This window comes from Achromobacter deleyi, from assembly GCF_016127315.1.
Taxonomy (GTDB): domain Bacteria; phylum Pseudomonadota; class Gammaproteobacteria; order Burkholderiales; family Burkholderiaceae_B; genus Achromobacter; species Achromobacter insuavis_A.
In genome coordinates, this window is sequence record NZ_CP065997.1 from 5770073 (window position 1) to 5796105 (window position 26033).

The following is a 26033-nucleotide window of genomic DNA, read 5'->3' on the forward strand; positions in this document are numbered from 1 at the left end:
GTCACGCCAGCCAAAACTCGTCCAGGCCGAAGGCCGTCAGGTAGGGGTCCGGCTTGACCGGTTCGCCGCTGGCCCAGACGATGTCGAAGCGGCCGTCGGCGCGGCACAGGCCGATGCGCGGGGTCAGCACGCTGTGGTTGTTCTCGGCCAGGATGGTCAGCCGGCCGCCGGGCGCGTCGAAGCCCACCTGGTGCACCGCCTGCACCAGCTTGCGCGTGTCCAGGCTGCCGGCGCGCTGCAGGGCGCGCGCGAACAGGTGTACCTGGCTGTAGCAGGCTTCGGCGTAGACGCTGGCGGGCCGGTCGCCGAAGCGGGCGCGCCAAAGGTCCAGGAAATGGGCGTTGGCGGGCGAGTCGACGGTGTTGAAGTAGGTGGCGGCGGTGATGTGGCCGGCGCACAGCGCGGGGTCGATCTCGGCCACTTCGGATTCGGCCATGGTGAGGCTGGCGATGGGGATGTGCGGCGCGCCCGGGTCGGCCTCGCAGGCGGCGTGGTAGCGGCGGTAGAAGCGCTGGGCGTCGTCGCCGATCAGGGTGGAGAACACCACATCCGGCCGGATGCGGCGGATGTCGCGCACCACGTCGATGATCTCGCCTTCGTCGCAGCCCAGCGGCAGGTAGGTTTCGTCGAGGATCTCGCCGCCGTGTTCCTCGACGGTGTCGCGCATGATGCGGTTGGTCTCGCGCGGGTAGATGTAGTCGGCGCCCACCAGGAAGATGCGCTTGCCGCAGTGCTGGATCAGGTAGGCGGCCAGCTGCATGCTGCCCTGGTTGGGCGCGGCGCCGGTGTAGATGATGTTGGGCGAATACTCGAAGCCTTCGTAGACCGAGGCGTACCAGAGCAGCGCGTTGTTGCGCTCGATCACCGGCAGCATGGCCTTGCGGCAGTGCGAGGTGCAGCCGCCGAAGATCACGTTGACCTCGTCGTCCAGCAGCAGCCGCGCGGCCAGGCGGCGGTATTCTTCGGCCTCGCTGCGCGGGTCGTAGACCACCGGTTCCAGCGGTCGGCCCAGCACGCCGCCGAGGGCGTTGATTTCCTCGACCGCCAGCACGGTGCCGAAGAAATGCTGCGATTCGGTGGTGCCGGTCACGCCGCTGCGGGAATACAGCACGCCGATGCGCCATCCCGGCGCGGCGGCGTCCGTGTCAGTGCGGGGGGTCATAGGGGCATCCTTGTGCTCAAACGGGGTTCATGCGGGGCTCAGACTTTCAGGTGGTCCATGATATGGCCGGCGGCCCCGGGCGCGCCAGCCTCGCCCTGGTCGACGATGGCGCCCTGCTTGAGCACCAGGTAGCGGTCGGCCACGTCCAGCGCGAAGGCCACGTTCTGTTCGACGATGAACATGGACGTGCCGCGCCGTTCGCGTTCCCAGTTCAGGGCGCGTCCCAGCCGCTCGATCACCGAGGGTTGCAGGCCTTCGGTGATTTCGTCCAGCAGCAGCAGGGCCGGCCGCTGCATCAGGCCGCGCGCCACCAGCAGCATCTTCTGTTCGCCGCCGGACAGCGTGCCGGCGTATTGCCGCAGGCGGCTGGAGAACACCGGGAACAGCTCGGCGATCTCGCCGAAGCGTTCGTCGAACAGGCGATCATTGGGCAGGCCCAGGCGCAGGTTGTCGCGGATGTTCAGGTCGGGAAACAGCGGCTGGTCCTGGGCGGCGTAGGCGACGCCGCGGCGGGCGACCTCGTGCGGCCGCAGCCGGGTGGCGTCGACGCCGCCCAGGCTGACCTTGCCGCGCAGCTTGGGCAGGTAGCCCATCACGGTCTTGAGCAGCGTGCTCTTGCCCATGCCGTTCTTGCCCAGCAGCGCCACGCAGGCGCCGCCGGCCACGGACAGCGAGATGTCGTTCAGCACCACGGCGCCTTTGTAGCCGCTGGCGACGTGGTCCAGGCGCAAGGCCGGGGCGGCGTGGCTCATGCCGGGGCTCCTTGGGACGGGGTGGGTTGCGGGTCGGGCGGATTGCCGCCGGGGTTTTCGCCGAGGGTGCCGGCCTGGGCGCCCTGCCCGGCCGGCGCGCTGCCGGCGTAGATAGTGCGCACCAGTTCGGATTCGGTCACCTCGCGGAAGCTGCCGTCCATGACGATGCGGCCCTGGTGCAGCACGATGATGCGGGTGGCCACCTCGGCCACGAAGTCCAGGTCGTGCTCGACCAGCAAGCAGCACAGGCCGTGAGTATGGGCCAGCGCCGACAGCACCTGGCCGATGCGGGCGCGTTCGTCCTTGCTCAGGCCCGCGGTGGGTTCGTCCAGCAGCACCACGCGCGGCTCCAGCGCAAGCACCATGGCCAGTTCCAGCGCCTGCTGCTGGCCGTGCGACAGGTCGCGCGCCACGCGGTCCAGCTGCTGGTCCAGGCCGGTCATGCGCAGCACCTCCAGCGCGTAGGCCGGCAGCGCCAGCCGCGGCGACCGACGCCGCCACGACGGCCGCTCGCGCAGCGTGGTGGCGATGCGCAGGCTTTCGGCGACCGTCAGCGTGTCGAAGATGTTGGCGTTCTGGAACTTGCGGCCCAGACCGTAACGCACGCACTGCTCGGGCCCTTCGCGCTTGACCGCGTGGCCGCACAGTTCGACCGAGCCGTCGCTGCGTTCGGCGCCGTCGGCGATGCAGCGCATCAGCGTGGTCTTGCCCGCGCCGTTGGGGCCGATCAGGCCCAGCAGCTCGCCGCCGCGCGCCCGCAGGTCGATGCCTTCCAGCACCTTGAGGCTGCCGAAGCGCTTGGCCACGCCGGCCAGCACCAGGCCGCCCTCGCCGCCCGGGGCGCCGGCCCCGTGGCCGGGAGCGGCGCCCGCCGCCGAGGCGGTGGCGGGCGCGCGTACCACCAGCTCAGGCACCGGCGCCGCACGCCGCCGGCGCCACGGCGCCAGCAACAGCGGCAGCAGCCCGCGCGGCAGCAGCAGGATCACCAGGATGAAGGTCACGCCCAGCACCAGCTGGTAGAGGAACGGCATGTTGCCGCTGAGATACGAGCCGGCCACGTTGATCAGCACGGCGCCCAGCACCGGCCCCCACACCGTGCCGCGCCCGCCCAGCGCCACCCAGATGATGAGTTCGGTGCCGAACACGAAGCCGGTCAGTTCCGGCGCGACCACGCCGCTGAAAGCGCCGTAGCCGAAACCCGCCAGGCTGGCGACCGCGCCGCACACCACCAGCAGCGCGATGCGCCAGTGGGCGGTGTTCAGCCCGAGGTAGCTGCAGCGGCCCTCGTTGTCGCGCAGCGCGGCCAGGATGCGGCCGCCATCGCTGCGCACCGCGACCCAGGCCAGCAGCGCCACGATCGACAGGCCGCCGGCGGCGATGACGTACCAGGCCTCCAGCGACAGGTCGAAGGTGTCGTAGCCGGTCAGGCCGGACGAGGACCCGGTGTAGGTGCCGCCCGACAGCACGACCTGGGTCAGCACGATGGGCAGCACCAGCGAGATCACGGTGGCGAAAAACGGCGAGGCGCCGCGGTAGAACGACAGCCAGCCGGTGGCCAGCGCCAGCAGCATCGCCGCCCCCACCGCCACCAGCGCGGCCGCGAGCGCGATGCCCGGCGAGAAGCCGTAGTGCGTGAAGGCCAGCCCGGCCGCGTAGGCGCCGACGCCGAAGAAGGCCGACTGGCCGAAGGTCAGGTAGCCGGTGTAGCCCCACAGGATATCGACCGTGACCGCCGCCACCGCGAAGAACAGCGCCTTGATCAGCACGTTCAACAGATAGGTGTCGAACAGCCAGGGGCCCGCCACCGTCAGCGCCAGGCAGGCGATGGCCAGCCACAGCAGGTCGCGGCCACGGGCGGCGCGGCGCGGATCGGCGCGCGCCGCCAGCGCCGGTTGCGCAAGGGAAGAATCAGTCATGGGCGAATCCTTTGGGACGCAGGCGCAGGGTCAGGGCCGCCAGCACCGCGATGGTGACGCCGCCCAGGATCGGGCTGATGAACACGCCCACCAGCACCTGGCAGGCGCCATAGACCAGGCAGGTCAGGAGCAGCGCGGTGATCGAGTTGCCCGACACCATCACCAGCATGAAGGCGCTGACCAGCCACGGCAGCCCCATGTTCGGGTCGACGCTGGACAGCGGCGTGATCAGCGCGCCGGCCAGCGCCCCCAGCCCCGCGCCCAGCGCGAAGGTCGTGAAGCGGATTCGCTCGGCGTTGATGCCCAGGCCGCGCGCCAGGTCTTCGTTCATGATGACGGCGCGGGTGCGCACGCCGAAGCGCGTGCCGTTCAGCAGCAGCGTCAGCGCCAGGTACAGCAACAGCGCGCCGGGCACCAGGAACAGCCGGTAGGCCGAATACTCGGTGCCCAGGAACGGCACCGCGCCCTGGATCGGCGCGTCGGCGAACTGCACCTCGCGGCCGAAGGCCATGGTGATGAGCTGGCCGATCACGATGCCCAGGCCCCAGGTGGCCAGGATGGCGTCCAGCGGCCGCTTGTACAGCGGCTGCACGATCAGGCGCTCGACCAGCATGCCCACCAGCACGCCCGCCACCAGCGCGCACGGCAACGCCAGCCACGGGTCCAGTCCCAGGCGCGTCACCACCAGGGCGGCGTAGCTGCCCAGCGTGATGATGGCGCCGTGGGCGAAATTGACGATCTTCATCACGCCGAAGATGATCATCAGCCCGGCCGTCACGATGAACAGCATGGCGGCCGTGCTCAGGATGTCCAGCATCAAACCCATTGTGTTCTCCAGCGCCGCCGGCGAACCGGCGGCGCGCAGGGTGTGGCTTGCCGCGTCACTTCAGGTCGGGGCACTGCGCGCCCGGATCGACCTGGTCGAAGGTCTGCAGGATCTTGATGGAGCCGTCCTGCTGCACCTGGCCCAGCCGCATGGTCAGGGCGGCGTGGCGCTGGCGGTCCATCTTGACCGGGCCGCGCGGGCCGTCGAACGACACTTCGCTCAGGGCCTGCACCACCTTCTGCGAGTCGGTGCTGCCGGCTTTCTCGACCGCCGCCTTGTAGAGGAAGAAGGCTTCGTATTGCGGGCCCGAGAACTCGTTGGCGGTCTTGGCGTCGGCGCCGAACTTGGCCTTCAGGCCGTCCAGGAACTTGTGGTTCTGCGGCGTATCGATGCTGGTCAGGTACGAGGCCGACAGGTACATGCCCACCGCGGTGTCGCCCATGGTCTTGGCGGTGGCTTCGTCGATGGCCAGATTGCCGTAGGGCATGGTCAGGCCGGCCGCCTTGACCTGCTTGGCGAGGCTGACGTTGGGGCCGCCGCCGGCGGTGGAGCTGATCAGCGCGTCCGGGTTGGCCGAGCGGATCTTCGAGACCACCGGCGTCCAGTCGGAGCCGTCGATCGGCAGGTATTCCTCGCCCACCACGCGCCCGCCCTGCTTCTCGATGTATTCGCGGGTGAACTTGAGCATGCCGCGGCCGAAGGCGTAGTCGCTACCGACCAGGAAGAAGGTCTTGGCGCCACGCTCTTTCATGAAGTGGTCCACCACCGGCGCCACCTGCTGCTCGGGCACCCAGCCGTTGACGTGCATCCAGCGGTTGCACGAGCGGCCTTCGTAGAACGAGGTGTAGATGTACGGCACCTTGCCGCGCGAGACGATGGGCAGCGCCGCGTTGCGCGCCGCGCTGGTTTCCATGGCGATGATGGCGTCGACCTTCTTCTGGAACACCAGCGTGTCGTAGGCCTTCTGCGCGCCGACCGCGCCCGAGGCGTCGTCGGCGATCTCCAGCACCACCTGGCGGCCGAGGATGCCGCCGGCGGCGTTGATTTCATCGGCGGCCAGCTGCGAGGCCTGCACCACGCCGGGCGCGACCACGCTGTTGGCGCCCGACAGGCCCACCGGCACGCCGATGCGCAAGGGGTCGGCCGCGTGCGCGCTGGCGGCGCCGGTCAGCGCGGCGATGAAGGAAAGTCGGATGAGGAAGCTGCAAGTGGGTTTTTTCATGGGGATTTCTCCTTGGGGGCCGGCTGTCCGCCGTTGTATTCAACGCTGCCGCGGCGCATCGGTGGCGCCCAGCAGTTCGTCGTAAAGGTCGCGGCGCCGATCGCGCAGCACGTGGTTGAAGTCGTTCAGTTGCCGCGCGCGGCGCGAGGCCATCACGTCCACCGGCGCCAGCAGCACCTCTTCGCGGTCGTGGCTGGCGGGGCCGGCGCTGGTCCAGCCCTGCGAGCCGACGATCAGGCTGCGCCCGACGAAGGGCTGGCCGCGCTCGACGCCGACGCGGTCGGCGCACACCAGCGTCAGGCCGTTGCTGTGGGCGCCGGCAATCGCCAGCGCGTGCGCCATGGCCGGGCCGTCGGGCGTCTGCCCGGGCATCGGCACCCAGTTGGTCGGCACCGCGACGATGTCGGCGCCGCGCAGCGCCAGCAGGCGATAGACCTCGGGGAACCAGCCGTCGTAGCAGATCGCCACGCCGATGCGGCCCAGCGCGGTGTGGAACACCGGCAGGCCCAGGTCGCCCGGCTCGAAGAACAGGTTCTCGTCGCCCCACAGGTGCAGCTTGCGGTAGGTGCCCAGGTAGCCGTCGGGGCCGGCGATGAGGGCGGCGTTGTAGAGCTTGCCGCCGCTGCGCTCGGCGATGCCGGCCACCAGGTAGATGCCCAGGCGCCGCGCCAGCGCGATCCAGGCCTGCGAGCTGGGGCCGTCGGGCACGGCTTCGGCCAGCGCGTGGGCCTCTTCGCGGCTGGCGAACATGTAGCCGGTGTTGGCCAGCTCGGGCAGCACCACCAGCCGCGCGCCCTGCGCGGCGGCCTGCTCGGCCAGCTCGATGGATCGGGCCACGTTGGCCGCGACATCCCCCATGACGGGGGCCGTCTGCACACTGGCCACGTGGATCGCGGACGCGGCGGCGTCCGGCGGCGGTGATACTTGCATGCGATCTCCCTGCAACGTTTCGGAAAACAAAAAAGCCCCCGACCACGCATCGCGTGTGAGTCGGGGGCTTCTATAGCCAGACGAAGGTTCGGGCAGCAATCATTGCTGCGGGGCACTGCCGCGCCAGGCAGTGCCGGCGCGTGCGGATCAGTCCTGATCCTGTGGCGAATCATAGGGATGCGCGCCAGCCCGGGGCAATAAGAGGTTTCCCGGACGGCGCCGCGGATGCGAGAATCAGGGTCGGCCACAAGGAGGAACCCGCAATGCCCCAACTTTCCGCCTACCTCAGTTTCGACGGCAACTGCGCCGAGGCCATGCGTTTCTACGAACGCGTGCTCGGCGGCCGCGTCGAGGCCATGGTGCGCTACGCGGATGCGCCCGCCGATGCCGCCATGCCGGCGCTGTCGATCGAAGAATCCGAACGCATCATGTACGCCCGCCTGGCGCTGGACGAACAGGTGCTGATGGCCAGCGACGCCACCACCAGCCATCCCTATCCCGGCAAGCAGGGCATGGCGCTGTCGCTGGCCTACCCCACCGTGTCGGACGCGCAACGCGTGTTCGATATGCTGGCCGAAGGCGGCAGCGTTACCATGCCGCTCCAGAAGACCTTCTGGGCCGAAGCCTACGGCGCCCTGATCGACCGCTACGACACGCGGTGGATGGTCAGCGGCGGCCGGCTCAACCACTGACAACCCAATCCGCCACGAGCGGATGGAGCGAGAGATCCATGACGCATGGCATACAGGGCAAGCAACGCTGGTGGGCACTGATGGTGCTGTGCCTGGGCGTATTGATGATCGTGCTGGACACCACCATCGTCAACGTCGCGTTGCCGTCCATCCGCGAAGACCTGCATTTCACCGAGACCTCGCTGGTCTGGGTGGTGAACGCCTACATGCTGACCTTCGGCGGCTTCCTGCTGCTGGGCGGACGGCTGGGCGACCTGCTCGGCCACCGGCACATGTTCCTGGCGGGCCTGAGCCTGTTCACGCTGGCCTCGCTGGCCTGTGGGCTGGCCCAGGGCCAGGGGCTGTTGATCGCCGCGCGCGCCGCGCAGGGACTGGGCGGCGCGGTGGTGTCGGCGGTGTCGCTGTCGCTCATCATGAATCTGTTCACCGAGGCCGGCGAACGCGCCCGCGCCATGGGCGTGTACGGCTTCGTCTGTGCGGGCGGCGGCAGCCTGGGCGTGCTGCTGGGCGGGCTGCTGACCAGCACGCTGTCGTGGCACTGGATCTTCCTGGTCAACATTCCGATCGGCGCGGTGGTGTATGCGCTGTGCCTGCGGCTGCTGCCGGCGGCGCGCGGCGCGGCCGGCGGCGGCAGGCTCGACGTGGCCGGCGCGTTGACGGTCACCGCGTCGCTGATGCTGGCGGTGTACGCCGTGGTCAACGGCAACGAGGCCGGCTGGACCTCGGCGCAGTCGCTCGGCCTGCTGGGCGCCGCCGCGCTGCTGATGGCGCTGTTCCTCGTGATCGAGTCGCGCGTGGCCGAACCGCTGATGCCGCTGGCGCTGTTCCGCCTGCGCAACGTCGCCACCGCCAACGTGGTCGGCGTGCTGTGGGCCGCGGCCATGTTCGCCTGGTTCTTCGTGTCGGCCCTGTACATGCAACTGGTGCTGGGCTATGACGCCATGCAGGTCGGGCTGGCGTTCCTGCCGGCCAACCTGATCATGGCGGCGTTCTCGCTGGGCCTGTCGGCCAAGCTGGTGATGCGCTTCGGCATCCGCGCGCCGCTGGCCACCGGGCTGCTGATGGCGGCGCTGGGGCTGGCGCTGTTCGCGCGCGCCCCGGTCGATGGGAGTTTCACGGCAGACGTGCTGCCCGGCATGCTGCTGCTGGGCCTGGGCGCGGGCATCGCCTTCAACCCGATGCTGCTGGCCGCCATGAGCGATGTCGAGCCGAGTCAGTCCGGCCTGGCGTCCGGCGTGGTCAACACCGCCTTCATGATGGGCGGCGCGCTGGGCCTGGCGGTGCTGGCCAGCCTGGCCGCCGCGCGCACCGCGGCCCTGGCCACGGCGGGCGCGGCGCCGGTGGCGGCGCTGGCTGGCGGCTACCGCGTGACCTTCCTGGCCGGCGCCGTGATCGCGGCCGTGGCGGCGGCGCTGGCCGCCGCGCTGGTGCGCTCGCGCAACCGCGACCTGGGCGGCCACGGCGTGACGCCGGCCGGGCACTGAACCCGGGCGCGTCGCGGCCGCGCCACGTCTTTTGAATTATTTACGGTCGGCGCGCGCGGCCGGGAGTAATCTGGCGGCGCCCCTCCACCGGACAGGAAGCGCCCGCCATGACATTCCTCGCCAGCGCCAATCTGCTGCGCCACCGCGACGGCCACGAAGCCCGCGTCACGTTTGTCGAGCTGTTCTTCGACCTGGTTTACGTCTTCGCCGTCACGCAGCTGTCGCACAGCCTGCTGCACGACCTGACGCTGATGGGCGCGCTGCACACCCTGGTGCTGTGGTTCGCGGTGTGGCTGGGCTGGCAATACACCTGCTGGGTCACCAACTGGTTCGACCCCGACGCGCTGCCGATGCGGCTGATGCTGTTCGGCGTGATGCTGGTGGGGCTGGTCGCGGCCGCCTTGCTGCCCGGCGCTTTTGGCGAAAACGGGCTGATCTTCGCCATCTGCTATGTATTGATCCAGGTGGGCCGCACGCTGTTCGTGGTGCTGCACCTGGGGCCGTCGCATCCGCTGGCGCCGAACTTCCGCCGCATGCTGGGCTGGCTGTGCATTTCAGCGGTGCTGTGGATCGCCGGCGGCCTGTCCTCGGGCGATACGCGGCTGGTGTTGTGGATCCTGGCGGTGGCCTGCGAGTACATGTCGCCCATGGCCGGCTTCTGGCTGCCGGGCCTGGGCCGCTCCACCACCCGCGAATGGACCATCGAAGGCGGCCACCTGGCCGAACGCTGCCAGTTGTTCGTGATCGTCGCGCTGGGCGAGACGCTGCTGATCACCGGCGCCACGCTGGGCGAACACCCGCACTGGGACATCCCCACCCTGATCGCCCTGCTGGCCGCGTTCCTGGGCACGGCGGCGATGTGGTGGGTGTACTTCGACACCAGCAGCAAGGACGGCAGCGAGGCCATCGCCCACCACGCCGATCCAGGCCGGGTCGGGGCCTACTTTCACTACGTGCACGTGATCCTGATCGCCGGCGTGATCGTCTCGGCGGTGGCCAATGAACTGGTGATCCTGCACCCGGACGGCCGCATCGTCACGGCGGCCGCGGCGGCGCTGCTCGGCGGCCCGGCGCTGTACCTGCTGGGCAACGGCATCTACAAGACGGTGGTGTACGGCCGCTTTCCGCTGTCGCACGTGATCGGGCTGGCGCTGCTGGCGGCGCTGGCGCCGATCGCGTTCGTGACCGACAACCTGATGGTGGGCGGACTGACGACGCTGATCATGATGCTGGTGGCCGGGTGGGAAAGCGTGTCGCGGCGGCGGGCACGGGCGGCGCACTAGGGCACGCGCCAGGCCAACGCACGAAGGGCAACACACGAAGGGCAACGACATCGTTGCCCGCCGCGTCAACGCCGCTTGCCGAACACCGATTTGGGCGCGCGGCCGTGGAAACGGGTGAAGGCCGCGCTGAAGTTGGCCGGATGGCGATAGCCCACCTGATAGGCCGCCTGCGCCACCTGGCAGCCGCCTTCCAGCAATTCCCAGGCGCGTCGCATGCGCATGCCGGTCAGCAGCCGCATGGGGCTGTCGCCGTATAGCGCGCGAAAGCCCTGCTTGAGCTTGAATTCGTTCAGCCCGGTCGCCAGGCACAGGTACTGCAGCGTCAGCTCCCGGTCCATCTGTTCGCGCATCAGCGCATGGGCCCGCTCCAGCCGCGCGATGTCGGCCTGGCTGAGCCGGCCCGGCGCCGGTGTCGGCGCCAGCGCGCGCAACTGGCGCGACAACAGCGTCAGCGCCTTGATGTGCGTGTCCAGCGGATCGTCGGTCCGCGCCAGCTCGGCCGCAACGGCGGCCAGGTCGGCGCTGGTGCGGCCCTGCGCCAGACGCTGCAGGCCGCCGGCGCCGAACAGCGCCTCGGCCTGGGCCTCGCCGGCGTAGCGGCGCAGCGCCGGCTCGCCCACCAGCAGGCGCAATTGCGAGACGGTGGCGCCGCCGAGGTAGCGGCGCTCGCCCAGGTGGCGGCGGAATGCCGTCACCGTGGTGTGGCCGCCGCGGAAATCCAGCTCGGCGCCGTCCGCGCCGCGATAGGCTGACACCCCGCCCAGGGCCAGCGTGATGACCAATGTGCGCCCGCCCTGCCCGGCGGCGTTCTCTTCGATCAGGTCGCGGGCGGGCGTGTACTGCGAATGCACCAGCGCCAGGCCGTCGCCCAGGTCCAGGCGGTCGGCGTGGCAGTCGCCCAGGTCGGCGGGCAGGGCCAGCCGCGACCAGCCGGGACGGGGGCCTGGGCCGGGCCGGGCGAGCGTGGCGGAGATGCGCAGGGACATGGCGTCGATGGTCGGCGGCGCGAGTGGCGCCGGGGTGAAAGAAGGCATGCGCCGGATCGCATACGAATGGATCCGGTTCGCATATGAATGCTAATGATAGGCGTTCGCATAAAGAAATACCATCTTCGGGACGGCGCCGCACGTTGGACCGCCGTGACTGCATGCACAGGAATCCCGATGATCCGCCCTCTTCCCCACCCCCGCGCCGCCTGGGCCCTGCTGTGGCTGTGCGCCACGCCCGCCGCGTTGGCGCAGACCGCCGCGCAGCTGCCCGCCATCACCGTCACCGCCGACAAGCAGGAACGCGCGCTCGAATCCCTGCCCGGCAGCCTGTCGGTGTTCGACGGCGACAGCCTGGAAAGCCAGGGCGTCCTCGACATCGACGGACTGCAGCGCATCACCCCCGGCCTGACGTTCCAGCCGTTCGGCCAGGCAGGCGTCAACGCGGCCGTGATGCGCGGCCTGTCGGCCAACTTCTTTTCGTTCTCGACCTCGACCCTGCTGGTGGTCGACGGCGTGCCCACGCTGATGGCGCAGGGCTTTGACGACCAGTTGCTGGATATCGACCGCGTCGAGGTCCTGCGCGGCCCGCAGTCGACCCTGTACGGCCGCAATGCCGAGGCCGGCGTCATCAACGTCTACACCCGCCCGCCCGGCGATACCGTGCGCGGCAGCGTCTCCACCACCGTGGGCAGCCGCGACCTGCGCATGCTGCGCTTCGACCTGAGCGGGCCGATCGTCGATGACACCCTCTACGCCAGCGTGGCCGGCGCCTGGCGCAGCCAGCACGGCTTCATCGACAACACCTACACCGGCCGGCGCGAGGACGACCGCGAGCTGCGCAACGGCAAGCTGGCGCTGCGCTGGACGCCGTCGGCGCGCACCGACGCCACGCTGCGCTATGCGCAAATCAATTACCAGGACGGCGCCGCATTGTGGGGTTCGCCCACGGCCCCCCGCGCCACGGTGGCCTCCGGCACGCCCAGCTGGAACCGCTCCATCGGCCGCAGCGCGTCGCTGTCGCTGCGGCACGAACTGGACGGCGGCCTGCGCCTGACCTCGGTCACCGCCTGGAACGACCTGCGCGACCGAGTGCAGCAGGACACCGACTTCCAGCCCGCCGACCTGCTGCACATCGCCCGCGACCACCACTTCCGCACCCTGTCGCAGGAGCTGCGGCTGGAAGGCACGCTGGGCCGCGCGCAGTGGCTGGCGGGACTGTATGCCGACAGCGACGACCACGACCTGCGCAACACCCAGAAGATGCCGCGCGGCCTGACCGAAAGCGTGGTGCAGCTGCGCGGCCAGTCCAGCGCCGCCTTCACCCACTGGACCGTGCCGCTGGCCGAACGCTGGACGCTGGAAGCCGGCGCCCGGGTCGAACGCGACGCGCTGCGTTTCACCCCCCGCGGCGACAGCGCGCGCCGCGCCGACTGGACCCGCGTCACGCCCAAGCTGGCGCTGCAATACGCCTTCGCGCCGCGCCAGCAGGTCTATGCTTCGGTGGCCGACGGCTTCCGCGCCGGCGGCTACAACGTGTTCTCGCCGGCCGCCGACTATGCCGCCTACCAGCCGGAAACCCTGCGCTCGTACGAGATCGGCGCCAAGGGCTGGCTGCCCGGCAACCGCCTGCGCTACGCCGGCGCGTTGTACCTGATGACGGTCGACAACATGCAGGTGCAGCAGATGCCGCTGCCGGGGCTGGTGTACGTGACCAACGCCGCGTCGGCGCGCTCGATCGGGGCCGAATTCGAACTCGAATACCTGCTGGGCCAGGGCTGGTCGCTGCAGGCCGGGCTGGGGTTGAACCGCACCCGCTTCAGCCGTTTCCGCGATGGCGCCAACGACTACGGCGGCAACCAGAACCCGTTCGCCCCACGCGTCAACGGCCACCTGACCGCGCGCTACGACGCGCCCGCCGGCTGGTACGCCCAGGCCTCGCTCAGCGGCACCGGCCCGGTCTACCTGGACGCCGCCAACCGCTACCGCCGCAACGGCTACGCGCTGGTCAACCTGGCGGCCGGCGTCACGGTGCGGCAGGTCGAAATCTCGGCCTACGTCAACAACCTGGCCAACCGCCGCTACGACGCGGTGGGCTACCAGAACGGCATCGTCACCGTCTACAGCCCGCCGCGCGAACTGGGCCTGCGCCTGACCTGGCGCCTTTGAACCGCTTACCAAGGAACCCTCACATGCCGACTTCTCCCCTGCCCCTGCAACGCTACTGGGACTTGGCCGCCGCGCCGGTCGAAACCGCGGCGCTGGACGCCGCGCTGGAACTGGACCTGTTCGCGCACCTGGTGGCGCCGGCCAGCGCGGCGCAGGTCGCCCAGGCGCTGGCGCTGCGCCCCGCCGCCGTCGAGCATCTGCTGGACCTGCTGTGGGGCCTGCGCCTGTTGCATCGCATCGCCGGCGAACCCGCGCTGTACCGCTGCGGCGCCACGGCGCGCGCCCATTTCGTGGCGGGCCGGCCCGGTTACTGCGGCGACGCCTGGCGTTACCGGCGCCGCTCGCTGGCGCAATCCGGCGAGCAATTGCCGCAACGGCTGCGCCAGGATCCCGCCGCCGCGCTCGCCGCCCCGCCGGGCGCCGGGTCCGAGGCCAGCGGCTGGGCCCAGGCGGCGCGGGTGCAGATCGGCCAGGAACAGCGCGTGCTGGCCGTGGCCGCCGCGCGCGAGGCGGTCGCCTGCGTGCCCGGCGCCGAGGCGGCGCGACGCATCCTGGACCTGGGCGGCGGCCCGGGCCTGATCGGCATCGCGCTGGTGCAGGATCGCCCCGACGCCAGCGGCGTGGTGTTCGACTGGCCCGAGACCGCCGCCGTGGCGCGCGAGAACATCGCCGCCGCCGGGCTGGCGGACCGCATGGCGGCCGTGGGCGGCGACCTGGCCACGGCCGACATCGGCGCGGGCTACGACCTGATCTGGTGCTCGTCGGTGCTGCATTTCGTGCCCGACGCCGCCGCCGCGCTGCGCAAGATGCACGATGCGCTGGCGCCGGGCGGGCTGCTGGTGATGGCGCACGCCGAGGTCCCCGACGACGCCGACGCCGCCGCGCGCGTGCTGCGCTATTACCTGCCGATGCTGTTGCTGGGCCGGCGCGTAACGCGCCGCGGGGAATTGGCCGACGCGCTGCGCGGCGCCGGCTTCGCCGACGTGCGCGGCTTCGATTCCGACCGCTTTCCGCTGGCGCCGCTGCATGTGCTGTCGGCGCGGCGGCCCGCGCCATGAGGCCCGCGCTGCGCCACGGCCTGGCCCAGGCCCTGTTCGGCTGGCTCAACCTGGCGCTGACCGCGCCCGGCGTCTATCTGTGGCTGGGCCTGCCGCTGGTGCTGCGCCAGCACGGCTGGTCGGGCACCGCCATCGGCCTGTTCCAGTTGGCCAGCCTGCCGACGGTGTTCAAGTTTCTGCTGGCGATGCCGCTGGACCGGCGCGGCGCGGGCCGTGGCGGCTATCGGCGCTGGACGGTGGCGCTGTTGCTGGCCTACGCCGCCGTGCTGCTGGCGCTGGGCTGGCGCGACCTGTTGAATGATGGCGCCCTGCTGTTCGCGCTGGCGGCGGCCGCCGCCCTGGCCGGCACCTGGGCCGATGTGCCCGTCAATGCGCTGGCGATCCGCGTGCTGCCGGCGGCCAGCCGCGCCTGGGCCGGCGGCATCCGCTCGATGGCGCTGTGCCTGGGCGCCATCGTCGGCGGCGGCCTGATGCTGCTGGCGCAGGCGCGCTGGGGCTGGCAGGCGCCGTTCCTGATCATGGCCGCCGCGCTGGCATTGGGTGCCGCGCTGACGCTACTGCTGCGGGAGACCGCGGACACCGTGGAGGCCAAGCGCGCGGACGACGGCGCCATCGCCACGCGCCAGGCCATCGCCTACCTGCGCCTGCCCGCCAGCCGCCGCTGGCTGCCGCTGCTGGCCCTGCTGTTCCCCTTCATCGGCGCCGGCTGGTTCTACCTGAAGCCGCTGCTGCTGGACCACGGCCTGGCGCCCGAGCGCGTGGCGTGGCTGGTGGGGGTGGTTGGCGGCACGGTCGGCGCCCTGGGCAGCATTGCAGGCGCGCGCCTGCTCAAACACTTGGGGCCGGGCCTGGCGGTACCGCTGCACGCGGGCCTGGGCGCCGCCGCCCTGGCGGCGCTGGCCCTGGCGGTCGGCCTGGACGCCGCGCCCGCCGCGCTGGTGGCCTGCGCCATGGCGGTGGCCGCATCCATGGGCGCCACGGCGGCGCTGGTGTTCGGGCTGATGATGTCGCACGCGCGGCCGGGCCTGCAGGCGCTGGACTACGGCATCCAGTCCAGCGTCTTCGCGCTCACGCGCATCGCCGCGCCGCTGGCGGCGGGCGTGCTGCTCGACATCGCGGGCGCCGGCGCGATGCTAGCGGCCCTCGCAATCGGCGCCACCGGCGTGCTGGCGCTGGCCTGGCGCCAGGGCCGGGCGCTGCGCGGGTAGCGGCGCCGGCCGCCTGCCGCAAACGTACGGGCTGTCCCAGCCGCCTGGATCGCTGTCAACCGCGCGGTTGCTGCTCAGCCGCCCGGCCGGTGCTCGGCCAGCACCGCGCTCATCGACTGCGCCGCGCTCTGCAAGACCGGCACCGCACGCAACAGGTCATCGAGCATCAGCCGCGCGGTCGGCGCGTGGCACGCCACCGCCGCCACCACGCGGTCCTGCGCGTCGCGCACCGGCACCGCCACCGCGCTCATGCCACGCACGAATTCTTCGTTGTCGATGCCGATGCCGCGCGTGGCCAGGCGTTCCAGTTCATCCTCCAGCCGCGCCGGGTCGGTCAGCGTGCGCGGCGTGTTGCGCGTGAGCGGCAGGCGCGCCAGCACGCGGCCGCGTTCGAGCCGGTTCATCGACGCCAGGAACAGCTTGCCGCTCGCGGTGCAGTGCATCGGCACGTGGCTGCCGACCGCGAAGAAGAGCCGCAGCGGCTCGGCGGTTTCGACCCGCTCCATGTAGATCACCTGGTCGCCATCGGGCGCGGTGAGATTGCAGGTTTCGCCCAGCTTGCCGACCAGTTGCGCCAGCACCGCGCGGCAGGCGCGGGTGAAGGCCGAGGCGCGCAGCGTCGACAGCGCCAGCGCGGTGGCCTGCGGCCCCGGCACGTAGCCGTTCTCGGTGGGCGTGGCGGCGACGAAGCCGGCGCGCTGCATCGACGCCAAGAGGCGCATCAGGGTGGACTTGGGCATGTCCAGGCGCTGCGCCAGTTGCGCCAGCGTGGGCGGATGCTGGGCGCGCGCCAGGTAGTCCAGCACCAGCAGCGCGCGCAGCGAACGCGCGGCGTCCTGCGGTTCGCCGGCCTCGGCATCGGTCCGCGACGATGCTGCACTGCGATTTTGAAACCGAAGATCCATGTTCTGTGCCATTTCCCCGTTCCCGCGCTTGCCGCGCTTTCTTTCCCGTGGCCGCTTCCTAGAATCGCCACAGATACGGAACCTTTGCGCGTCGCCGCGCCCCCCTCGCATCAGGCCAGTATATAAGTGCCCGGCGTGGCGGCAAGCAGGGTAAACGCGCCGTCCGAACGCGGGAGTCGCCGCGCGCAGGCATGGCCAGACCAAGGAGGAAAGCAGACATGTCCGAAGCCGTGGACTACATCGTGGTAGGTGCCGGATCGGCCGGCTGCGTGCTGGCGAACCGCTTGAGCGCCAATGGCAAGCACACGGTCTGCCTGCTGGAGGCGGGGCCGCCGGATCGCTCGCCGTGGATCCACATCCCCATCGGCTACGGCAAGACCATGTTCCACAAGGTGCTGAACTGGGGCTACTACACCGAGCCCGACCCCAACATGCTGAACCGCCGCATCTACTGGCCGCGCGGCCGCACGCTGGGCGGCTCCAGCGCCATCAACGGCCTGATCTACATCCGCGGCCAGCGCCGCGACTACGACGACTGGGCCGCCGCCGGCAACCCTGGGTGGAGCTGGGACGAATGCCTGCCCTACTTCCGCAAGCTGGAAAACAACGATCTTGGCCCGGGCGCCACGCGCGGCACCGAAGGGCCGCTGAACGCCACTTCGATCAAGACGCCGCATCCGCTGGTCGAGGGCCTGATCGGCGCGGCCGGCGCGCTCGGCCTGCCGCACGTGACCGACTTCAACAGCGGCGACCAGGAAGGCGTGGGCTACTACCAGCTCACCACCCGCAACGGCCGCCGCTGCTCCACCGCGGTGGCCTACCTGCGGCCGGCGCGAGGCCGCGCCAACCTGCGCATCGAGACCGGCGCGCACGCCATGGCGGTGCTGTTCGAGGGTAGCCGCGCCTGCGGCGTGCGCTATCGCCAGGACGGCCAGGTGCGCACGCTGCGCGCCCGCCGCGAAGTGCTGCTGTGCGCCGGCGCGCTGCAATCGCCGCAGCTGCTGCAACTGTCGGGCGTGGGGCCGGCCGCGCTGCTGCGCCGCTTCGGCATCGGCGTGGTGCGCGACCTGCCGGGCGTGGGCGAGAACCTGCAGGACCACCTGCAGATCCGGCTGATCTACGAGACGCGCCAGCCAATCACCACCAACGACCAGTTGCGCACGCTGCACGGCCGCGCCGCGATGGGGCTGCAATGGCTGCTGTTCCGGGGCGGGCCGCTGGCGGTGGGCATCAACCAGGGCGGCCTGTTCTGCCGGGTCGACCCGGCCAGCGCCACGCCCGACACCCAGTTCCACTTCGCCACGCTGTCGGCCGACATGGCCGGCGGCAAGGTGCATCCGTTCTCGGGCTGCACCTACTCGGTGTGCCAGTTGCGGCCGTCCTCGCGCGGCACGGTGCAGTTGCGCGGCGCCGATCCGTTCGAGGCTCCGGCCATGCAGCCCAACTACCTGTCCACCGAGCTGGACCGCCGCATGACGGTGGCGGCGGTCAAGTACGCGCGCCGTCTGGCCGCTACCGAACCGCTGGCCGGGCTGATGAAGCGCGAATTCCGGCCCGGCCCCGACGTCCGGAGCGACGACGAGATCCTGCACTTCTGCCGCGAGTACGGCGCCACCATCTTCCATCCGTCGGGCACCGCGAAAATGGGCCCGCGCGGCGACCCCATGGCGGTGGTCGACGAACGCCTGCGGGTACACGGCGTGAGCGGACTGCGGGTAGTGGATTGCTCCATCATGCCGACGCTGGTCTCGGGCAACACCAACGTGCCGGTGGTGATGCTGGCCGAGCGCGCGACCGACTTCATTCTGCAGGACCTGCACGCGGCGCGGCCGCGCGCGCAGGCGGAACCGACGCTGAAACAGGCGGCGTGACATGAACTGACCGCAACACGCGGCGCGGCACCGCAGAGTGCCGCCCGCCCCACCAAAGGAGACAGGCATGGCCAAGCAGAACGAAACCGCGGTGCGCAAAGTCGTCGCCGCGTCGCTGATCGGCGCCACCATCGAGTGGTACGACTTTTTCCTGTACGGCGTGGTCGCCGGCATCGTGTTCAACAAGCTGTACTTCCCCACCGGCGACCCGCTCGTCTCGACCATGCTGGCCTACACCACCTTCGCGGTGGGCTTCATCACCCGGCCGCTGGGCGGGCTGGTGTTCGGCCACTTCGGCGACCGCATCGGCCGCAAGAGCATGCTGGTGATGACGCTGATGATCATGGGCGTGTCCACCTTCCTGATCGGCCTGGTGCCCACCTACGACAGCATCGGCCTCTGGGCGCCAATCCTGCTGTTGCTGCTGCGGGTGTTCCAGGGCATCGGCCTGGGCGGCGAATGGGGCGGCGCGGTGCTAATGGCCTATGAATACGCGCCGCCCGGAAAGAAGGGCTTCTACGCCTCGCTGCCGCAGATCGGGCTGGCCATCGGCCTGTGCCTGGCCTCGGGCACGGTGGCGCTGCTGTCGACGCTGCTGACCGACGAGCAGTTCATGGCCTGGGGCTGGCGCCTGGCCTTCCTGGCCTCGGCCGCGATGGTCGGGGTCGGCATGTACATCCGCCTGAACATCAAGGAAACGCCCGAGTTCGCCGCGGTCAAGCGCGACAACGCCGAAAGCCGCATTCCGTTCATGGACATGATCCGCCGCTATCCCGGCAACGTCGCCAAGGGCATGGGCGCGCGCTACATCGACGGCGTGTTCTTCAACGTCTTCGGCGTGTTCTCGATCTCGTACCTGACGCAGACGCTGCAGATCACGCGCACCGAGGCATTGACCGGGGTGATGGCGGCGGCGCTGGTGATGTGCTTCACCATCCCCTACTTCGGCCGGCTGTCCGACCGCATCGGACGCACGCGGGTGTATTTCTGGGGCTCGCTGATCACGGCGGTGGCCGCCTTCCCCGGCTTCTGGCTGATGCTCAACAGCCAGGGCAGCGTGATGCTGGTATGGCTGGCCATCATCATTCCCTTCGGCATCTTCTACGCCGCCGTCTACGGCCCCGAGGCCGCGCTGTTCTGCGAGCTGTTCGACGCCAAGGTGCGCTACACCGGCATCTCGTTCGTCTACCAGTTCTCGGGCATCTTCGCCTCGGGCATCACGCCGATCATCGCCACCGCCCTGCTCAAGACCGGCAATGGCCAGCCGTGGCTGATCTGCCTGTACGTGCTGTTCTCGGGCGTGGTGTCGGCGCTGTGCGTGTGGCTGATCGGACGCGGCGGCCGCAGCGCCGCGCCAGAGGCAGCGGCGCCGCCCACCGGCGCGAACCTGCGCAAGGCCTGACGGCATCCATGGCCACCTGCCGCCTCGCCCTGGCCGATCTCCGGCCGCCAGGCGAGGCGCATCATGGCCATGCTCAGCCGCGCGCCTGTCCGCCCGCGGGCGCGGCGCCCTTGTCGGCGCCAGGCGCCACGGGCGCCGGCGCCGACGGCAACCAGCCGCCGCCGAGCGCCTTGAACAGCGTCGCCAATGCGGCCTGGCGCTGCGTCGCCACCTCGATGTAGGACAGCTGGTCGGCATAGGCGCGGCGCTGCGCATCCAGGTAACGCAGGTGGCTGTCGACACCGCCGCGATAGCGCGCTTCCGACAGCTGCATGGCCTGCGCGCTGGAACGCGTCAGCGCCAGCCGCGAGGCTTCCTCGCGCCGCAGCGTGTCGGTGGCGGCGAGCGCGTCCGAGACCTCGCGGAACGCCGACTGCACCGTCTTTTCGTACTGCGCCACGGCGATGTCCTTGCGGGCGTTGGCCAGGTCCAGGTTGGCGGTATTGCGGCCGCCGGCGAAGATCGGCAGCGTGATCTGCGGGGCGAACGACCAGGCGCGCTGGCCCGAGTCGAACAGGTTCGACAGTTCCGCGCTGGACGAGCCAAACATGCCGGTCAGCGAAATGCTCGGAAAGAACGCCGCCCGCGCCGCGCCGATGCTGGCGTTGCGCGACCGCAGTTGATGCTCCGCGGCCACGATGTCGGGCCGCCTTTCCAGCAGTTCGGACGGCGCGCCCGCCGCGATCTCCTGCACCAGCATCGGCCCCTCGGCCAGGCCCTTGGGCAGGAACGGCCCCAGGTCGCCCACGCCCACCAGCAGCGCCAGCGCATTGCCGGCCTGGCGCGCTTCGCGGTCGATGCGCTCCAGGTCGGCCCGCGCCTGCTCGGCCAGGCCCAGCGCTTCCTGGTAGTCGAGCGCCGTGGCCGAGCCGGCCTGGCGCCGCTTGGCGGTCAGGTCGAGCGAGGCCTCGCGGCTCTCGAGCGTCTGGCGCGTGACCTGCAGCCGGCGCAGCGCGCTGTCGCGCGCCAGGTAGGCCTGGATCACTTCGGCCACCAGGCTGATCTGGGCGCCGCGGGCCGTGGCCTCGGTGGCCAGGTATTCCTGCAACGCGGCGTCCGACAGGCTGCGCACCCGGCCGAACAGGTCGATCTCGAACGAGGTCAGCCCCAGGCCGGCCTGGTAGTTGCTCTGCACGCCGGCGCTGCCGCTGCTGTTGAGGTCGCCCGGCACCCGCTGGCGCGTGCCGCTGCCCTGCGCATTGATGCCCGGCAGGCGGTCGGCGCGCTGCACCCGGTACTGGGCCCGCGCCGCCTCGATGTTCAAGAGCGCCTGGCGCAGGTCGCGGTTGTTGTCCAGCGCCAGCGTCACCAGCCGGCGCAGGCCATCGTCGGTGACGAACGACTGCCAGTCCAGCGTCGCGGCGGCCGAGGCCGGGCCGTCCGCCGAGGACGGGTTCCAGGTCGAAGGCACGGGCGCCTCGGGCCGCTGGTAGGTGGGCGCCATCGAGCAACCAGCCAGCGCGGCGGCCAGGATCGCGGCGGCGAGCCGCGAGCTGATAAAAGTCAGGTTCATCACTCTCACTCCTGCGATGCGGTGGCGGCGGCCGGCGCCGGCGTTGCCGCCTTCCGGGCCTTGATCCGCGACAACACCCACACGAAAAACACCGGCACGAAGATCACCCCGAGCAAGGTGGCGCTCAGCATGCCGCCGATCACGCCCACGCCGAGGGCGCGCTGGCTGGCGCCGCCCGCGCCGCTGGCCAGCGCCAGCGGCACCACGCCCAGGATGAAGGCCAGCGACGTCATCACGATCGGCCGGAAACGCAGCTTGGACGCCTCGACCGCGGCGTCGACCAGCGAATGGCCCTGCTCGCGCAGGCTCTTGGCGAACTCCACGATCAGGATGGCGTTCTTGGCGGCCAGGCCGATGATGGTGATCAGGCCGACCTTGAAGTACACGTCGTTGGGCATGCCCAGCACCGTCACCGCCAGCACCGAGCCGAGCGCGCCGATCGGCACGATCAGCATCACGGACGCGGGAATGGCCCAGCTTTCATACAGCGCCACCATCAGCAGGAACACCACCAGGAACGCCAGGGCGAACAGCATCGGGGCCTGGGAGCCGGCGAACTTTTCCTGCAGCGACAGGCCGGTCCACTGGTAGCCGATGCCGGCCGGCAGCTCGGACGCGATGCGTTCGATTTCGGCCATCGCCTCGCCGGTGCTGTGGCCCGGCCGCGCATCGCCGGCGATCTTGAAGGCCGGGTAGCCGTTGTAGCGCGAGATCTGCACCGGGCCGGTCTCCCAACGGGTTTCGACGAAAGCGGCCAGCGGCACCATGCCGCCCGACTTGTTGGGCACGTTCAGCTTGAGCACGCTTTCGGGCGTCATGCGGTCGCGCACATCGGCCTGCACCACCACGCGCTGCAGGCGGCCGGCGTTGGCGAAGTCGTTCACCGTGGCCGAGCCATAGGCCGACGAGATCGCGGTATTGATCACGTCGAAGCCCACGCCCAGCGCCTCGGCCTTCTGCCGGTCGATATCCAGCCGCAGTTGCGGCGCGTCGGCCAGGCCTTCCATCATGGCGTAGGCGATCACCGGCGAACTGTTGGCCTTGGCCAGCAGCTCGTCGCGCGCCGCGGTCAGCGCCGCGCGCCCCACGCCGCCACGGTCCTGCAACCGCAGCGCGAAACCGCCCGAGTTGCCCAGGCCCTCGATGGGCGGCGGGTTGACGGCCATGACCGTGCCGTCATCGATCACCGCGAAGCGGCCGTTGACGCTGTCGGCCACGTCATTGGCCGACTGGCCCTTGCCGCGCGCCGACCAGTCCTTCAGGGTCGGGAAGGCGATGCCGGCATTCTGGCCGGTGCCGGAGAAGCTGAAGCCCATCACGGTGAAGGCATCGCCCATGGCGTCCAGCGACATCAGGTGCTGCTCGACGTCCGCCACCACCTTGTCGGTGCGCAGATGCGTGGCGCCCGGCGGCAGTTGCATGTCGACGATGACGTAGCCCTGGTCTTCCGGCGGCACGAACGATTCCGGCAGGCGCGTGTACAGCACGCCCAGCATCGCCACGATGGCCGCGTAGATCACCATGTAGCGCCCGGTGCGGCGCACCAGCCGCGAGTTCAGCGATTCGAAGCGGCTGGTCAGGCGCGTGAAGAAGCGGTTGAAGGCGCCGAAGAAGCCGCGCTTTTCCTCGTGGTGGCCCTTCGGAATGGGCTTGAGGAAGGTGGCGCACAGGGCCGGCGTGAAAGTCAGCGCCAGGAAGCCCGAGAACAGGATCGACACCGCCAGCGACAGCGAGAACTGGCGGTAGATCACGCCCACCGAGCCGCTCATGAAGGCCAGCGGCAGGAACACGGCCGCCAGCACCATGGTGATGCCGATGATGGCGCCCGACACCTGGCCCATGGCCTTGATGGTGGCGTCGCGCGGCGACAGCCCTTCCTCGGCCATGATGCGCTCGACGTTCTCGACCACCACGATGGCGTCGTCCACCAGGATGCCGATGGCCAGCACCATGCCGAACATGGTCATCATGTTGACCGAGAAGCCCAGCACCGACATCACCGCGAACGTGCCCAGCAGGCACACCGGCACCACGATCGCCGGGATCAGCGTGTAGCGCACGTTCTGCAGGAACAGGAACATCACCAGGAACACCAGCACCATAGCCTCGATCAGCGTGTGCACCACCTTCTCGATGGCCACGCTGACGAAGCGCGAGGTGTCGAACGGCACCGAATAGGCGACGTCCTCGGGGAACGAGGTGGACAGTTCCTGCAGGCGTTCCTTGACGGCCTTGACCGTGTTGATGGCGTTGGCGCCCGGCGCCAGCTGCACCGCCGCGCCCACGGCCTTGCGGCCGTTCAGGCGGGTCTCGAAGTCGTAGCTCTGGCGCCCGACTTCCATGCGCGCCACGTCGGCGAGCCGCACCGACGAACCGTCGGCGTTGGCGCGCAGCACGATGCGGCCGAATTCCTCGGGCGTGTCGAGCGTACCCTTGACGGCCAGCGTGGCGGTCAATTCCTGCTCGGGCGAGCCGGGCCGGCTGCCGAAACTGCCGGCCGGCACCTGCACGTTCTGCGCGGCGATGGCGGCGTTGACATCGGCCACCGACAGGCCCACGCCCAGCAGCTTCTGCGGGTCGATCCAGACGCGCATGGCGGCTTCGGCGCCGAAGAACTGCACCTTGCCCACGCCGTCGATGCGGCGGATCTCATTGTTGACGTGGCGCGCGGCGTAGTCGGACAGGCCGACCACGTCCTTGCCGCTGTCGTCGCCCTTGTAGGTCAGGGCGTAGATCATCAGGAAGTTGGCGCTGGCCTGCTCGACCTGCAGGCCCTGCTGCGTCACGGCCGTGGGCAGGCGCGCCTCGGCCTTCTTGATGCGGTTCTGCACGTCCACCTGCGCCAGCGCCGGATCGGTGCCGGGCTCGAAGGTGACTGTGATCTCGGCGCTGCCGCTGGAGCTGCTGGACGACTCGTAGTACAGCAAGTGCTTGGCGCCGTTCAGCTCCTCCTCGATGACGCTGGTGACCGAGTCGACCAGCGTGCTGGCGGACGCGCCGGGATAGACCGCGTTGATGGTCACCTGGGGCGGCGCCACCACCGGAAACTGCGCCACCGGCAGCGACGGGATCGCCAGCAGGCCGGCGAGCGAGATGAAGAGAGCCACCACCCACGCGAATTTGGGGCGGTCGATGAAAAACCTGGACATGATCTATCCTCGGAAGGATGGGCGGCGCAGGGCGACCGGCCGCCGCGACGGCCGGCCCCGCGGGCAAGAAGAAGGAAGGGTCGGCATGGCCGTCACTGCCGCGACACGGCGTCCGGCGCGGCCGCGACCTTGTCGGCCGGCGGCGGCGCCGTCACGCTGACCTTCTGGCCGGGCACGGCGGCGTTCACGCCGCCGACGATCACCCGGTCGCCCGCCGCCAGGCCTTCGACGATGTGCCAGTCGGCGCCACGCATGGTGCCGGTGCGCACCGCGCGCGTCTCGACCACGTCGTCCTGGCCCACCAGCAACACTTGCGGCTTGCCGTCGGTGCTGCGCACCACGGCGCGCTGCGGCACCAGGATGGCGTCCGGGTCCACGCCCTGGCGGGTCTGCACCCGCACGTACATGCCCGGCAGCAGCAGCACGTCCGGATTGGCGAACTCGCCGCGCAGCGACACCTGGCCGGTGCCGCGGTCCACCGCGATGTCGGAGAACAGCAGGCGGCCGCTGCGAGTGCGGTCGGTGCCGTCGATGCTGATGGAGATGGCGGCGCCCTCTTCCTGGCCCAGCTCGCCGGTCTGCATCGCGGTGCGCATGCGCAGCATGTCGGCCACCGGCTGGGTGAAGTCGACGTAGATGGGGTCGAGCTGCTGGATCTTGGCCATCACGGTGGCCTCGTTCTGGCCCACCAGCGCGCCTTCGGTGACCTGGGCGCGGCCGATGCGGCCGGAGATCGGCGCCTTGACGGTGGCGTAGTCCAGGTTCAGGCGCGCGGTCTCGACGTCGGCCTGCGCCGAGCGGCGCGCGGCCTGGGCGCTCTTGAGCGCCGCGGTGGCGGTGTCGAAGTCCTGCTGGCTGACGGCCTCGATCTTGACCAGCGGGGTGTAGCGCCGCACCACCGCCTGGGCGTCCGACAGCGCCGCGTCGGCCTTGGCCAGGTCGCCCTCGGCGCGCGACAGGGCCGCCTTGAACGGCGCCGGGTCGATGCGGAACAGCACGTCGCCGGCCTTGACGTCGGCGCCTTCCTCGAACTCGCGGCTGAGCACGATGCCGGCGACGCGGGCGCGGACCTCGGCCACGCGCACCGGCTCGACCCGGCCCGGCAGCGTGCTGGCCAGCGCATAGCGCTGCGGCTGCACCGCCAGCACCTGCACGGGGCGGGGTTCCGCGGCGGCGGTCGGGGCGTTGTCGCCTCCGCAACCGGCCAGTCCGGCCGACAGACTGGCGGCCAACACCGCCATGACAGGCCAACGCCAGGGTTGATGCTTGATCACTTCGATACCTCCCGCCCATGGCGTCTTGAACTCAACAAGAGTCGAATGGTATCTTGAAGGTCAATTTGAATCAATAATGATTCATTTAATTCCGTTAAGGTTCTTATTGCGACTTCACAAGATTTAACTTGTCAATTTGGCGAAGATTTGCGCAATTTGAACCCGACATGATCCAATAGCTGTTCCATCAAC

General features: G+C 70.3%; 19 protein-coding genes. 8 read left to right on the forward strand and 11 right to left on the reverse strand.

Annotated elements, in window-relative coordinates:
* Window position 1: 1 nt before the first annotated feature.
* The 6 genes from I6I07_RS25965 to I6I07_RS25990 are packed head-to-tail and all read right to left on the reverse strand — an operon-like array spanning window position 2 to window position 6808.
* Window positions 2-1162 carry a transporter substrate-binding domain-containing protein gene (locus I6I07_RS25965; RefSeq protein WP_198484290.1) on the reverse strand — a complete coding sequence of 387 codons (1161 nt, stop codon included), beginning with the start codon at window positions 1160-1162 and terminating at the stop codon, window positions 2-4.
* A gap of 38 nt (window positions 1163-1200) precedes the next feature.
* Window positions 1201-1914: an ABC transporter ATP-binding protein gene (locus I6I07_RS25970; protein WP_054476842.1), complete on the reverse strand. Its 714-nt coding sequence runs from the start codon at window positions 1912-1914 to the stop codon at window positions 1201-1203.
* Window positions 1911-3830 carry an ABC transporter permease subunit gene (locus I6I07_RS25975; RefSeq protein ID WP_198484291.1) on the reverse strand — a complete coding sequence of 640 codons (1920 nt, stop codon included), beginning with the start codon at window positions 3828-3830 and terminating at the stop codon, window positions 1911-1913. The genes I6I07_RS25970 and I6I07_RS25975 overlap by 4 nt, the downstream gene beginning before the upstream one ends.
* Window positions 3823-4656, reverse strand: coding sequence for a branched-chain amino acid ABC transporter permease (locus I6I07_RS25980; RefSeq protein ID WP_198484292.1), 834 nt, complete (start codon window positions 4654-4656; stop codon window positions 3823-3825). Before I6I07_RS25980 ends, I6I07_RS25975 begins: the two co-directional genes overlap by 8 nt.
* 55 nt (window positions 4657-4711) lie before the next feature.
* Window positions 4712-5878, reverse strand: a complete 1167-nt coding sequence (locus tag I6I07_RS25985) for a substrate-binding protein (protein ID WP_198484293.1) — start codon at window positions 5876-5878, stop codon at window positions 4712-4714.
* 39 nt (window positions 5879-5917) lie between these two features.
* Window positions 5918-6808: a nitrilase family protein gene (locus I6I07_RS25990; protein ID WP_061071477.1), complete on the reverse strand. Its 891-nt coding sequence runs from the start codon at window positions 6806-6808 to the stop codon at window positions 5918-5920.
* 263 nt (window positions 6809-7071) lie between these two features.
* On the opposite strand from I6I07_RS25990, the gene I6I07_RS25995 reads away from it, so the two are divergent.
* The 3 genes from I6I07_RS25995 (at window position 7072) to I6I07_RS26005 (ending at window position 10267) form a co-directional block, all read left to right on the forward strand.
* The gene (locus tag I6I07_RS25995; protein WP_061071478.1) at window positions 7072-7500 is read left to right on the forward strand and encodes a VOC family protein; all 429 of its coding nucleotides are present in this window, start codon (window positions 7072-7074) and stop codon (window positions 7498-7500) included.
* Window positions 7501-7538: 38 nt separating this feature from the next.
* The gene (locus I6I07_RS26000; RefSeq protein WP_198484294.1) at window positions 7539-8984 is read left to right on the forward strand and encodes an MFS transporter; all 1446 of its coding nucleotides are present in this window, start codon (window positions 7539-7541) and stop codon (window positions 8982-8984) included.
* A gap of 107 nt (window positions 8985-9091) precedes the next feature.
* Complete coding sequence (locus I6I07_RS26005) at window positions 9092-10267, forward strand: low temperature requirement protein A (RefSeq protein ID WP_198484295.1); 1176 nt, start codon at window positions 9092-9094, stop codon at window positions 10265-10267.
* A 65-nt stretch (window positions 10268-10332) separates the two neighbouring features.
* On the opposite strand, the gene I6I07_RS26010 is transcribed toward I6I07_RS26005, so the two are convergent.
* Window positions 10333-11253 (reverse strand): helix-turn-helix transcriptional regulator, encoded by a 921-nt coding sequence (locus tag I6I07_RS26010; RefSeq protein WP_198487677.1) that lies wholly within the window; start codon window positions 11251-11253, stop codon window positions 10333-10335.
* 177 nt (window positions 11254-11430) lie between these two features.
* Between I6I07_RS26010 and I6I07_RS26015 the strand changes: the two genes are divergently transcribed.
* The 3 genes from I6I07_RS26015 to I6I07_RS26025 are packed head-to-tail and all read left to right on the forward strand — an operon-like array spanning window position 11431 to window position 15688.
* Window positions 11431-13422: a TonB-dependent receptor gene (locus tag I6I07_RS26015; RefSeq protein WP_198484296.1), complete on the forward strand. Its 1992-nt coding sequence runs from the start codon at window positions 11431-11433 to the stop codon at window positions 13420-13422.
* Window positions 13423-13445: 23 nt separating this feature from the next.
* Window positions 13446-14480, forward strand: coding sequence for a class I SAM-dependent methyltransferase (locus I6I07_RS26020; RefSeq protein WP_198484297.1), 1035 nt, complete (start codon window positions 13446-13448; stop codon window positions 14478-14480).
* Window positions 14477-15688, forward strand: coding sequence for an MFS transporter (locus I6I07_RS26025; protein WP_198484298.1), 1212 nt, complete (start codon window positions 14477-14479; stop codon window positions 15686-15688). Before I6I07_RS26020 ends, I6I07_RS26025 begins: the two co-directional genes overlap by 4 nt.
* A gap of 74 nt (window positions 15689-15762) precedes the next feature.
* Here I6I07_RS26025 and I6I07_RS26030 read toward each other — a convergent pair whose 3' ends face one another.
* Complete coding sequence (locus I6I07_RS26030) at window positions 15763-16605, reverse strand: IclR family transcriptional regulator (RefSeq protein ID WP_198484299.1); 843 nt, start codon at window positions 16603-16605, stop codon at window positions 15763-15765.
* A gap of 206 nt (window positions 16606-16811) precedes the next feature.
* Here I6I07_RS26030 and I6I07_RS26035 point away from each other — a divergent pair, with 206 nt between their 5' ends.
* Window positions 16812-18464, forward strand: a complete 1653-nt coding sequence (locus I6I07_RS26035) for a GMC family oxidoreductase (protein ID WP_198484300.1) — start codon at window positions 16812-16814, stop codon at window positions 18462-18464.
* Between the two features lie 67 nt (window positions 18465-18531).
* A complete protein-coding gene (locus I6I07_RS26040; RefSeq protein ID WP_198484301.1) occupies window positions 18532-19866 on the forward strand; it encodes an MFS transporter in 1335 nt (444 codons plus the stop codon).
* A gap of 73 nt (window positions 19867-19939) precedes the next feature.
* Here the strand turns inward: I6I07_RS26040 and I6I07_RS26045 are convergent, their stop codons facing one another.
* The 3 genes from I6I07_RS26045 to I6I07_RS26055 all read right to left on the reverse strand — a co-directional run bounded on the left by I6I07_RS26045 (window position 19940) and on the right by I6I07_RS26055 (window position 25808).
* Window positions 19940-21418 (reverse strand): efflux transporter outer membrane subunit, encoded by a 1479-nt coding sequence (locus I6I07_RS26045; RefSeq protein ID WP_198484302.1) that lies wholly within the window; start codon window positions 21416-21418, stop codon window positions 19940-19942.
* Window positions 21419-21423: 5 nt separating this feature from the next.
* A complete protein-coding gene (locus I6I07_RS26050) occupies window positions 21424-24567 on the reverse strand; it encodes an efflux RND transporter permease subunit (protein WP_198484303.1) in 3144 nt (1047 codons plus the stop codon).
* A gap of 92 nt (window positions 24568-24659) precedes the next feature.
* On the reverse strand, window positions 24660-25808 hold the full coding sequence (locus I6I07_RS26055; RefSeq protein WP_198487678.1) for an efflux RND transporter periplasmic adaptor subunit: 1149 nt from the start codon (window positions 25806-25808) through the stop codon (window positions 24660-24662).
* Window positions 25809-26033 lie beyond the last annotated feature (225 nt).

Bases quoted from the DNA above. Each gene is read 5' to 3' on its own strand.
- I6I07_RS25980 (WP_198484292.1), bottom strand. From the start codon at position 4,656: ATGGGTTTGATGCTGGACATCCTGAGCACGGCCGCCATGCTGTTCATC.
- I6I07_RS25990 (WP_061071477.1), bottom strand. From the start codon at position 6,808: ATGCAAGTATCACCGCCGCCGGACGCCGCCGCGTCCGCGATCCACGTG.
- I6I07_RS26020 (WP_198484297.1), top strand. From the start codon at position 13,446: ATGCCGACTTCTCCCCTGCCCCTGCAACGCTACTGGGACTTGGCCGCC.
- I6I07_RS26015 (WP_198484296.1), top strand. From the start codon at position 11,431: ATGATCCGCCCTCTTCCCCACCCCCGCGCCGCCTGGGCCCTGCTGTGG.
- I6I07_RS26010 (WP_198487677.1), bottom strand. From the start codon at position 11,253: ATGTCCCTGCGCATCTCCGCCACGCTCGCCCGGCCCGGCCCAGGCCCC.
- I6I07_RS25995 (WP_061071478.1), top strand. From the start codon at position 7,072: ATGCCCCAACTTTCCGCCTACCTCAGTTTCGACGGCAACTGCGCCGAG.
- I6I07_RS26050 (WP_198484303.1), bottom strand. From the start codon at position 24,567: ATGTCCAGGTTTTTCATCGACCGCCCCAAATTCGCGTGGGTGGTGGCT.
- I6I07_RS26035 (WP_198484300.1), top strand. From the start codon at position 16,812: ATGTCCGAAGCCGTGGACTACATCGTGGTAGGTGCCGGATCGGCCGGC.
- I6I07_RS25975 (WP_198484291.1), bottom strand. From the start codon at position 3,830: ATGACTGATTCTTCCCTTGCGCAACCGGCGCTGGCGGCGCGCGCCGAT.
- I6I07_RS26055 (WP_198487678.1), bottom strand. From the start codon at position 25,808: ATGGCGGTGTTGGCCGCCAGTCTGTCGGCCGGACTGGCCGGTTGCGGA.
- I6I07_RS26045 (WP_198484302.1), bottom strand. From the start codon at position 21,418: ATGAACCTGACTTTTATCAGCTCGCGGCTCGCCGCCGCGATCCTGGCC.
- I6I07_RS25970 (WP_054476842.1), bottom strand. From the start codon at position 1,914: ATGAGCCACGCCGCCCCGGCCTTGCGCCTGGACCACGTCGCCAGCGGC.
- I6I07_RS26025 (WP_198484298.1), top strand. From the start codon at position 14,477: ATGAGGCCCGCGCTGCGCCACGGCCTGGCCCAGGCCCTGTTCGGCTGG.
- I6I07_RS26040 (WP_198484301.1), top strand. From the start codon at position 18,532: ATGGCCAAGCAGAACGAAACCGCGGTGCGCAAAGTCGTCGCCGCGTCG.
- I6I07_RS25985 (WP_198484293.1), bottom strand. From the start codon at position 5,878: ATGAAAAAACCCACTTGCAGCTTCCTCATCCGACTTTCCTTCATCGCC.
- I6I07_RS26005 (WP_198484295.1), top strand. From the start codon at position 9,092: ATGACATTCCTCGCCAGCGCCAATCTGCTGCGCCACCGCGACGGCCAC.
- I6I07_RS26030 (WP_198484299.1), bottom strand. From the start codon at position 16,605: ATGGCACAGAACATGGATCTTCGGTTTCAAAATCGCAGTGCAGCATCG.
- I6I07_RS25965 (WP_198484290.1), bottom strand. From the start codon at position 1,162: ATGACCCCCCGCACTGACACGGACGCCGCCGCGCCGGGATGGCGCATC.
- I6I07_RS26000 (WP_198484294.1), top strand. From the start codon at position 7,539: ATGACGCATGGCATACAGGGCAAGCAACGCTGGTGGGCACTGATGGTG.